Annotated in this window: 8 protein-coding genes, 2 tRNA genes and 1 pseudogene; 4 read left to right on the top strand and 7 right to left on the bottom strand. The window is 61.2% G+C overall.

The genetic code is table 11. The annotated features are described in order from the left end of the window. Nucleotides 1-56: 56 nt before the first annotated feature. A tRNA-Gly gene (locus J5M57_RS13310) sits at nt 57-132 on the bottom strand. Nucleotides 133-134: 2 nt separating this feature from the next. Further along, nucleotides 135-210, bottom strand: a tRNA-Glu gene (locus tag J5M57_RS13315). Nucleotides 211-594: 384 nt separating this feature from the next. On the opposite strand from J5M57_RS13315, the gene J5M57_RS13320 reads away from it, so the two are divergent. Beyond that, complete coding sequence (locus J5M57_RS13320; RefSeq protein ID WP_198402839.1) at nt 595-1,353, top strand: hypothetical protein; 759 nt, start codon at nt 595-597, stop codon at nt 1,351-1,353. 100 nt (nt 1,354-1,453) lie between these two features. Here the strand turns inward: J5M57_RS13320 and J5M57_RS13325 are convergent, their stop codons facing one another. The 4 genes from J5M57_RS13325 to J5M57_RS13340 all read right to left on the bottom strand — a co-directional run bounded on the left by J5M57_RS13325 (nt 1,454) and on the right by J5M57_RS13340 (nt 6,480). Further along, nucleotides 1,454-1,651 (bottom strand): hypothetical protein, encoded by a 198-nt coding sequence (locus J5M57_RS13325; protein WP_207848058.1) that lies wholly within the window; start codon nt 1,649-1,651, stop codon nt 1,454-1,456. A 426-nt stretch (nt 1,652-2,077) separates the two neighbouring features. After that, nucleotides 2,078-4,045 carry a methyl-accepting chemotaxis protein gene (locus J5M57_RS13330; protein WP_169842112.1) on the bottom strand — a complete coding sequence of 656 codons (1,968 nt, stop codon included), beginning with the start codon at nt 4,043-4,045 and terminating at the stop codon, nt 2,078-2,080. A 108-nt stretch (nt 4,046-4,153) separates the two neighbouring features. Then, nucleotides 4,154-5,524 carry a PLP-dependent aminotransferase family protein gene (locus J5M57_RS13335; RefSeq protein WP_207848057.1) on the bottom strand — a complete coding sequence of 457 codons (1,371 nt, stop codon included), beginning with the start codon at nt 5,522-5,524 and terminating at the stop codon, nt 4,154-4,156. Between the two features lie 194 nt (nt 5,525-5,718). After that, entirely contained in the window at nt 5,719-6,480 is a 762-nt protein-coding gene (locus J5M57_RS13340) for an SDR family oxidoreductase (RefSeq protein WP_041073750.1), read from the bottom strand. Nucleotides 6,481-6,718: 238 nt separating this feature from the next. Between J5M57_RS13340 and J5M57_RS13345 the strand changes: the two genes are divergently transcribed. Next, the gene (locus tag J5M57_RS13345) at nt 6,719-7,723 is read left to right on the top strand and encodes an NADP-dependent oxidoreductase (protein ID WP_064588718.1); all 1,005 of its coding nucleotides are present in this window, start codon (nt 6,719-6,721) and stop codon (nt 7,721-7,723) included. Nucleotides 7,724-7,847: 124 nt separating this feature from the next. Here J5M57_RS13345 and pyrF read toward each other — a convergent pair whose 3' ends face one another. Next, nucleotides 7,848-8,546 (bottom strand): orotidine-5'-phosphate decarboxylase, encoded by a 699-nt coding sequence (gene pyrF / locus J5M57_RS13350; RefSeq protein WP_007968913.1) that lies wholly within the window; start codon nt 8,544-8,546, stop codon nt 7,848-7,850. Between the two features lie 283 nt (nt 8,547-8,829). Here pyrF and J5M57_RS13355 point away from each other — a divergent pair, with 283 nt between their 5' ends. Both J5M57_RS13355 and J5M57_RS13360 read left to right on the top strand, forming a co-directional pair. Further along, entirely contained in the window at nt 8,830-9,591 is a 762-nt protein-coding gene (locus J5M57_RS13355) for a response regulator (RefSeq protein ID WP_151101514.1), read from the top strand. Further along, nucleotides 9,591-9,714, top strand: a pseudogene (locus J5M57_RS13360) (two-component sensor histidine kinase); the annotation flags it as partial. The gene J5M57_RS13355 and the pseudogene J5M57_RS13360, both read left to right, overlap by 1 nt.

Raw genomic sequence — 9,714 nt, forward strand, 5'->3', positions numbered from 1 at the left:
CGAAGACTGGGTTCTGGTTTCACTCAGCCCCGCCCGAAAGCAGTGCTGTTTAAAATTGGAGCGGGAAACGAGACTCGAACTCGCGACCCCGACCTTGGCAAGGTCGTGCTCTACCAACTGAGCTATTCCCGCATTGGCGTCCCCTAGGGGACTCGAACCCCTGTTACCGCCGTGAAAGGGCGGTGTCCTAGGCCACTAGACGAAGGGGACACGCTACAACATTCACTCCCTGCGGCGCTTCGCTGTGTGCTTTACGCTGCAAGTGGCGCGCATTCTATGGATGGATTGAGAGGTCGTCAACCCCCAGATATAAATTTATTTAAATCAATGACTTCGACCTGGTTTCAGGCCCATCGCAAGCTTTTCCGTCGACCAACGTTTGACGCCTATATTCCGCCACTCGCCAAGACGTTATAGTCCGCAACACGGTGATGGCAATCTGCACCACAAGCGCCAGCATTCATATAAGCAGCCTGCGGTCGATACAGATTGCACCTGCCGATCCAACTCGTCGAGCGGCGCTAGGCGCATAAATGCCCAGCCACTACACTCGCATGCGAACCCTATAAAGAGGTCTTACCGGTGACACCACTCATGATCACCCTGCTAGTCGTAGCCGGGATCGCAATTCTGATCGCCATTGGCTACATGAACCATGTGGTGGAAAACAACAAACTGGAGAAGGCCCGCACCAAAGTCGAACTCAACGACCGCCTGCGCCGCTGCGGCGAACTGACCGAAACCTTCCCCGGCCAGTTCATGACGCCTGCGCTCAAGCTGCTGCTGACCCGCCTGGAACTGAACGTCTGCCAGCGCCTGCTGAACCTGGAAAAAACCAGCGCGACAACCAAGGCACGCATCACCGAACTGAGCGCGCTGGTGGCACAGGGCGAATCGATCCCGGTCAACAACCCGCCAGCACCGATCCTGACCGAAGCCAAAGCCAAGGACGTGCGCTTCCTGCTCGAAGCCCTGCACGGCCAGATCACCCGTGCCGCCCATGACGGCTTCCTCGCACCGAACGAAGCCAAGCACTGGATCAAAGAAGTCCGGCACATCCTGGTGCTGCTGCACATCGAATTCTTCAACAACCTCGGCCAACAATCCCTGCAACAAAACCAACCGGGCCAGGCCCGCCTCGCCTTCGAACGCGGCGTGCAATACCTGCGCAAACAGCAAGACCCGCAGATGTACTCGGAACAACTGCAATACCTGGAAAAACTCCTGGCCCGCGCCAATGCCCAAGTCATGGACAAGATTGCCCCGGTCGAAGGCGAAGTGAACCAACTGACCGAAGGCCTCAAGGAAGTCGAAGCCGATGCCGACTGGAAAAAGAAAGTGATCTACGACTGATGGTTCGATAGTCAAGAGAAGCCACCGAGAGGTGGCTTTTTTGTGGGTGGTTGGCTGCCAGCAAGGGACTGGGTACATTCAATTGGAGATTGATCGGCTCTCAGGCCGCCATCGCCAGCAGGCTGGCTCCTACAGTTGGATTGGGTGTATTCAGTTGGAGACTGGTCGGCTGTAAGGCCGCCATCGCCAGCAGGCTGGCTCCTACAGTTGGATTGGGTGTATTCAGTTGGAGACTGGTCGGCTGTAAGGCCGCCATCGCCAGCAGGCTGGCTCCTACAGTTGGATTGAGTTCATTCATCTAAATACTGGTCGGCTGTCAGGCCGCCACCGCTGGCAAGCCAGCTCCCACAATAACCGCGTACCTGCGCACCATGGGCCGAGTGTCAGCTCGCCTCGCTTTTGATCTTAAGGCCCCTTCGGCAGGCTGAGTGGAGGGGTTTATCCGGGGGTGGGAGCGCAGCGACCGTTTGGCGCAGCCAAACACATCGAGAGGAGGTGCAGCGAAGCAAACCGTAGACGATGCCCCCCGGATGAATCCCGGAACGAAGGAACCCGAGCCTAAGCGAGGGCCGTACGCCGGGGCCAAGCCTTTTGGTTACTTTTTGGCGTTTGAAAAAGTGACCCGCTGTAAGAGCGGAACCGCCAGCCGCCACCCCCGAAGCAACGGATAAACACCCAAAACCCCAAGAACCTGGTCGGCCCAAAGGCCGCCAAGGCTCAAGGCTCAAAGCCGAAAGTGCCCAACCATCCCCTTGAGCTCACTCCCCAACTGCGCCAGCTCAATACTCGAAGCCGCATTCCCCCGCATCGCAATCGAAGACTGATCCGCACTCGCACGAATACTCGTCACACTGCGATTGATCTCCTCAGCCACCGAACTCTGCTCCTCGGCGGCCGCCGCAATCTGCTGATTCATCTGCTGAATCAACGACACCGCCGCCGCAATACTGCCCAGCGCACTCTCCGTCTGCAGCGCATCACTAACGGCAAGCTTTACCAACTCCCCACTGCTCTGAATCTGCTGCACCGACGAATGCGCCGCCGAACGCAACGCGCTGACCAACCGTTCGATCTCTTCAGTCGACTGCTGGGTACGCCGGGCCAACGCGCGCACCTCATCGGCCACCACCGCAAAGCCCCTGCCCTGCTCCCCGGCCCGCGCCGCTTCGATCGCCGCGTTCAGCGCCAGCAAATTGGTCTGCTCGGCCACACTTTTGATCACATCGAGCACCGTACCGATATTCTGGATTTGCGCACTGAGGCTTTCGATGCTCGAACTGGCCGACGTCGCCGAATCCGCCAGTTGCTCGATCCGCGCCATGCTCTGGCGCACCACCTGCTGCCCGCTTTCGACCTTGCCATCCGCCGTTTGCGCAGCCAGTGCGGCCTCCTCGGCATTGCGCGCGACATCATGCACGGTGGCGGTCATCTGGTTCATGGCGGTGGCCACCTGTTCGGTTTCTTCCTTCTGGCTGCTGACTTCGAGATTGGTCTGCTCAGTCACCGCCGACAGCGATTGCGCAGAACTGGCCAGCTGTTCGATCCCCGCCTGCAAACCGCTGACGATCGTGCTCAGGCCGGTGCCCATCTGCTGCATCGCCAGCATCAACTGGCCGATTTCATCACGACGGGTCACCTCGACCCGCGCACTCAAGTCCCCGGCGGCGATCTGCTGCGCAACGCGCATCACGCTGCGCAACGGCGCGACGATCAACCGGGTAATGACCCACGCGGCAATCAGCCCGACCAGCAACGCCAGCGCCGAAGAACCGATGATCAGCACCGAGTTCTTTTTCAGCTCCGCCTGCATCGCGCCGTCCTCGGCGACATACGCCTGATCGACACGCTCCACCACTTGGGCCGCACGCTGGTGCAACTGTTCGTAGACGGTTTTTTCCTGGGCCAGCAAGCCGGTGTATTCGGCCAGCTTGTCGTTGAAACCGGCGATGTGCCCGGACACTTCGTTGAGGACTGTCAGGTAGCCCTCATCCTTGACCGTGGTCTTCAACTGCTCGGCCTGAGCCTGGGCCTGAGCGGCCTGTTCGATGTTGCCCTTGCCGGCACTGTCGGCATCGCCCTTGCGGCTCTGGTCGAGGCGAATCCGCGCCTCGTTCATCGCCTGCAACATCAGTCGCGACACCTGGCTGACCTGACTGGCCTGCTCGATGAACTGCGCGCCGTCCTTGCCTTCGGTGTCCTTCAAGGTATACGCGCCGTCATCGGCCAGCCCGGCTTGCAGCACATCCAGGTTATTGGCCACGCTGGACACCGACCAACTGGCCATTTCCAGCGCCAGATCCTTGGCCTGGGTCAGCGAGACGAACTCGTCGAACGCCTTGCGATAGGCACCCAGTGACTGCTCGACATCGCTCATCACCGCCACGTTCGCCGGCGATTGCGCCTTGAGTTGCGCGGCCTGGGCCAGCAGGCCGTCCACGCCTTCGTGCAAGGCATCGACGGTTTTCGGGTTGCTGTGCAGCGCATAGTCCTGCTCCAGCAGCCGCACTTTGAGCAACGCGCTGTTGAGCGCCGACATCTGTTTCAGGCCGTCGAAACGTTGACTGATGGTCTGCAGTGACCAGACACCCATGGCGGCCACCAGCGCGGTCAATAGCAGCACCAGTACAAACCCGACACCCAGTTTTTTCGCCATACCGAGGTTGGCAAAACGTCCTTGCACGGCCGAAATCATTGCGCGTAGTCCCCTGCCAAAGTCTGTTGACGAAGATTCGCAACGGCCATGAAGCAGCACAAGTCTCTGGCGTCGGAATAATGGCAAAAAGCTAGGCCTGCGTCGTTTTCAGAACGCTTGAGGTCGATTCGCACGGGTACTGCGAAAAAACTGTCGGGCCCGCGGATCACAAGCATAGGCCACATTGATCCGCTGCCACGCGCCGGCCTCGCCAGTCGGACTGAAAGCCCCCGGGGCGCACAGGCGCACGCCACTGCTCTGGGCCTGATGCTGCAATCGGGCCGGATCGCTCTGCGTCGAGCGGGCCCAGATGAACAGCCCGCCACAGGGTTTGCCGAATACCTCCCAGTCAGCGTCTTCCAGTGCCTGCAAAGCGGCAGCCCGATCGGTATTCAGGCGCTGCCGTTGACGCTGCACCATCTTGCGATACGCGCCACTGCCCAGCAGATTGGCCAGCACTGCCTCGTTGAAACTCGAGGCGCCCATGCTGCTGATTGTCTTGACCCGGGCCAGACGCGCAATCAGCGCGTGCCCGGCGCAGATGAAGCCGACGCGCAGTGAACTGCTCAGCGTCTTGGAAAAACTGCCGACGTAGATCACCCGCTCATCCAGAGCCGCCAAACGAATTCCGTTGCCGTTGTGCAGGTCGGCGTAGACATCGTCTTCGATCAGTTGCACATCATGAGCATTGCACAATTGCAGGACCTGTTGCGCCACGCCAGTGGTCAGGCAGGAACCCGTGGGATTATGGTGATGACTGTTGATGAACATCGCGACCGGCCGACATTGCTGCAGCAGTGCCTCCAGCGCCTGAGGGTCCGGGCCGCTCGGCGTGCGGCGCACTTCCAGCAACTGCACGCCGTGCAGGCGCAACAGTTCGAACAGCGGCGCGTAGCCCGGATTTTCCACCACGACGCAGTCGCCGGCCTTGAGCAGCGTGCGCACCAGCAGATCCAGCGCGTGGCTGGCACCGGCGGTGGTCAGCAACTGATCATCATCGGCCTGGATGTCGATCAGCCGCAGGCGTTTGCCGATCTGCTCACGCAGCGCTGGCAGCCCCAGCGGGCTGCTGTAGTTGAACAGGCTCGCCATGTCGGTCCGGGCCACCTGACGGATTGCGTAGCTCAGGTCATCGGACTCGCGCCAGCCCTGCGGCAAGCCACCCTCGCCCAGGTGCAACCCGCCCGCCGGCGGCCCGCCGTCGATACCGGCCAACCGGTTGTTGTACCCGGCATTCAACGGTGCGGCGGCCACCATGAATCCCGCCCCCTGGCGTGCGGACAGCAGGCCCTGCGCCACAAGCCGCTCACAAGCTTCGACCACACACGACTGGCTGAGCAGACTGGCGCGCGCAATTTGTCTGACGGAGGGCAGACGTGTGCCCGGCGCCACGCCACTGCGCAAGATCCAGTCGGTCATTCCATCAACAATCTGCTGTACGACCGGCACCATTGCCTGTCGGTCAATTCTCAATTCCATGAGCACGCAAACTCCCGTCCGTTTTGCTGGCGGCAGTAAATCACAGCCACGCCGTACAGGCTGTGCGACAACGCCGTCAAAAGCGACCGTTCTAACCGTTTGATACACATTGTTTAGCGGATACACAGAACCGACGGCCTGACATGAAAAAACCCGCACGCTGGCGGGTTTTTCTCGTGTCATGCGGTACCGCGTCAGAAAGCGGTGACGCCTCCGTCCACGGCCAGGGAATGACCGGTGGTAAACGCTGCGCCATCACTGCACAGATACAACACGGCACTGGCAATTTCCTCGACCTTGCCAATACGCCCGACCGGGTGCATCGCGTTGGCGAACTCGCCTTTCTTCGGATCGGCCTCGTAGGCACGGCGGAACATGTCGGTGTCGATCACCGCCGGGCAAACGGCGTTGACGCGGATTTTCTTCTTCGCGTACTCGATCGCCGCCGACTTGGTCAGGCCGATCACCGCGTGCTTGGATGCCGCATAGATGCTCATCTTCGGCGCCGCTCCTAGTCCCGCCACCGATGCGGTATTGACGATCGCGCCGCCACCCTGCGCCAGCAGCAACGGCAACTGGTATTTCATGCACAGCCAGACGCCTTTGACGTTGACGCCCATGATCGCGTCGAACTCATCCATCGAGCCATCGGCCAGCTTGCCCTGCTCGATTTCGATGCCGGCATTATTGAAGGCGTAGTCGAGGCGACCGTAGGTGTTGATCACCTCGTCCATCAGATTCTTCACTTCACTTTCGACGGTCACGTTGCAGCGCACGAAGGTCGCTTCGCCACCGGCCGTACGAATCAGCGCCACGGTGCCCTCGCCTCCCGCCGCATCGAGATCGGCCACCACCACTTTCAGGCCTTCGGCAGCGAACGCCTGCGCGGTCGCCCGGCCGATGCCATTGGCCGCTCCCGTCACTACAGCAACCTGGCCGGAAAACGTCATGCTCATTGTTATGTCCTCGAAGGAGAGATGCGGGAGGGATGCTCAGAATCGCAGCATAGCCATCGACGTTCGCCGCGCGTCAGCACTATCAGAAGGCTGTTTATGCGCCCATGCGTCGCAGTGATAAAACCCGCCGGGGGACTATCACTGCACTGGATCATTGCGCATTCGCCGTATCAGCCAACCTTGCAGCATTGACCTTGAGGGTCTATCAACAAGGCTTCATTCAGTTCGAGTGCCTGCCATGACCACCCAGACCAATCGCCAGTTCCTGCTCGCCAAACGCCCGGTGGGCGCCGCCACCCGTGAGACCTTCACCTATCAGGAGGTTCCGCTTGGCGAACCTGCGCAGGGGCAGATCCTGGTCAAGAACGAATTCCTCTCCCTCGACCCGGCCATGCGCGGCTGGATGAACGAGGGCAAGTCCTACATCCCGCCGGTCGCGATCGGTGAAGTGATGCGCGCCCTGGGCGTCGGAAAAGTCATCGCCTCCAATAACCCGGGCTTTGCCGTCGGCGACTACGTCAACGGCGCCTTGGGCGTGCAGGATTATTTCCTCGGTGAGCCCAGAGGTTTCTATAAGGTCGATCCGAAACTGGCGCCGCTGCCGGTGTACCTGTCCGCACTGGGCATGACCGGCATGACTGCCTACTTCGCCCTGCTCGACGTCGGCGCGCCAAAGGCCGGCGACACCGTGGTTCTTTCCGGGGCTGCCGGTGCGGTGGGCAGCATTGCCGGGCAGATTGCCAAGATCAAAGGCTGCCGGGTCATCGGCATTGCCGGTGGCGCCGACAAGTGCAAATACCTGATCGATGAACTGGGCTTCGACGGCGCTATCGATTACAAGCACGAAGACGTATTGGCCGGCCTCAAGCGCGAGTGCCCGAAAGGCGTCGACGTGTACTTCGACAACGTCGGTGGCGAGATCCTCGACGCGGTGCTCAGTCGCCTGGCGCCGAAAGCCCGGGTGGTGATCTGCGGTGCCATCAGCCAGTACAACAACAAGGAAGCGGTCAAAGGCCCGGCCAACTACCTGTCACTGCTGGTCAACCGTGCACGCATGGAAGGCTTTGTGGTGATGGACTACGCCGCCCAGTACGCCAGTGCCGCGCAGGAAATGGCCGGCTGGATGGCCAAGGGACAGCTCAAGAGCAAAGAGGACATCGTCGAAGGTCTGGAGACCTTTCCGGAGACGCTGATGAAGTTGTTCAGCGGGGAGAATTTCGGCAAGTTGGTGCTGAAAGTTTAAGACCATCACAAAACAAATGTAGGAGTGAGCCTGCTCGCGATAGCGGTCTGTCAGTCAACATTAGCGTTGTTTGACAGACCGCTATCGCGAGCAGGCTCACTCCTACAGGGTTTTGCGGTGTTGCTTAGGCGATTTCGGCCACGACCGAAGCCAGGGCCTTGGCCGGGTCCGCCGCCTGACTGATCGGACGGCCGATCACCAGGTAGTCGGAACCGGCATCCAGCGCCTGACGCGGGGTCAGGATGCGACGCTGGTCATCTTGCGCGCTGCCCGCCGGACGAATCCCCGGGGTCACCAATTGCAGCGACGGGTGCGCCGACTTCAGTGCGGTGGCTTCCAGCGCCGAGCACACCAGACCGTCCATCCCGGCCTTCTCGGCCAGCGCAGCCAGGCGCAGCACCTGCTCCTGCGGCTCGATGTCCAGACCGATACCGGCCAGATCCTCGCGCTCCATGCTGGTCAACACGGTCACACCGATCAGCAACGGCTGCGGGCCGCTGCGCTTGGAAAGCTCTTCACGGCAGGCCGCCATCATGCGCAGGCCACCGGAGCAATGCACGTTGACCATCCACACGCCCATCTCGGCAGCGGCTTTCACCGCCATCGCGGTGGTGTTGGGGATGTCATGGAATTTCAGGTCGAGGAACACCTCGAAGCCTTTGTCACGCAGGGTGCCGACGATTTCCGCGGCGCAACTGGTGAACAGTTCCTTGCCCACTTTGACCCGGCACAGTTTCGGGTCCAACTGGTCGGCCAGCTTCAGTGCGGCGTCACGGGTGGGGAAATCCAGGGCGACGATGATGGGAGTCTGGCAGGCGGACATGGATGGGCTCTCAGGCAAGTCGAAATCGGCGCGCATTGTAGCGGAAGCGGCGGCGGCGCGGCACCCGATGATCGGTAAATCGTCGCCGCAAACGTGATCAGCATAGCGCTCGCTGCTATTGTGTCGAACCCGATACACAACCGACACGCCGCCAACAAGCGCCCGCGCTAGCCTCGCCAGCCGCAACACGTCCTTACATCAGCACTTCCCGCCTCACGGCAGGACGCCTATGCTGAAACCACCACCTCGCAGCCCATCTTTGTGGTTGGCGGCCTACTGGCAGATGAACAGCCCCATGCACAACACCCAAACGACCGTGACTGATGAGCATAAAGACGACAAGCGCTGGAGCATCCGCGCGCTGATCGTCGACGATGACGTGCCGATCCGTGAGCTGATGATCGACTACCTGGCCCGCTTCAACATCCACGCCAGCGGCGTCACCGACGGCGCCGCCATGCGTCAGGCGCTGCAGGCCGAGCATTTCGACGTGGTGGTCCTCGACCTGATGCTGCCCGGCGAAGACGGCCTGTCGCTGTGCCGCTGGCTGCGCGCCGAATCGGACATCCCGATCCTGATGCTCACCGCCCGCTGCGAGCCCACCGACCGCATCATCGGCCTGGAACTGGGCGCCGACGACTACATGGCCAAACCGTTCGAACCACGGGAACTGGTGGCACGCATCCAGACCATTCTGCGCCGGGTACGCGATGACCGCACCGAACAGCGCGCCAACATCCGCTTCGACAACTGGCGCCTGAACAGCGTCCTGCGCCAGCTGATCGCCGACGATGGCCTCGTGGTGCCGCTGTCCAACGCCGAATTCCGCCTGCTCTGGGTCTTCATCGAACGCCCGCGCCGCGTGCTCAGCCGCGAACAACTGCTGGACGCCGCCCGCGGCCGTTCGATCGAAGCCTTCGACCGCAGCATCGATTTGCTGGTGTCGCGCCTGCGGCAAAAACTCGGCGACGATCCGAAAGCCCCGCAGCTGATCAAAACCGTGCGCGGTGAAGGTTACCTGTTCGACGCGCGAGACATCGGCTGATGCGAGCGCGCTTCGACACGCTGTTCGGCCGCCTGTTTGGCATGCTGTTCGCTGCGATCGTCCTGGCGCACTTGCTGGCCTTTGCCTGGTTCCACCATTACGGACCGCCGCCACCACCGCCAC

It is taken from the genome of Pseudomonas sp. 86_A (genome assembly GCF_017491705.1).
Classification (GTDB): domain Bacteria; phylum Pseudomonadota; class Gammaproteobacteria; order Pseudomonadales; family Pseudomonadaceae; genus Aquipseudomonas; species Aquipseudomonas koreensis.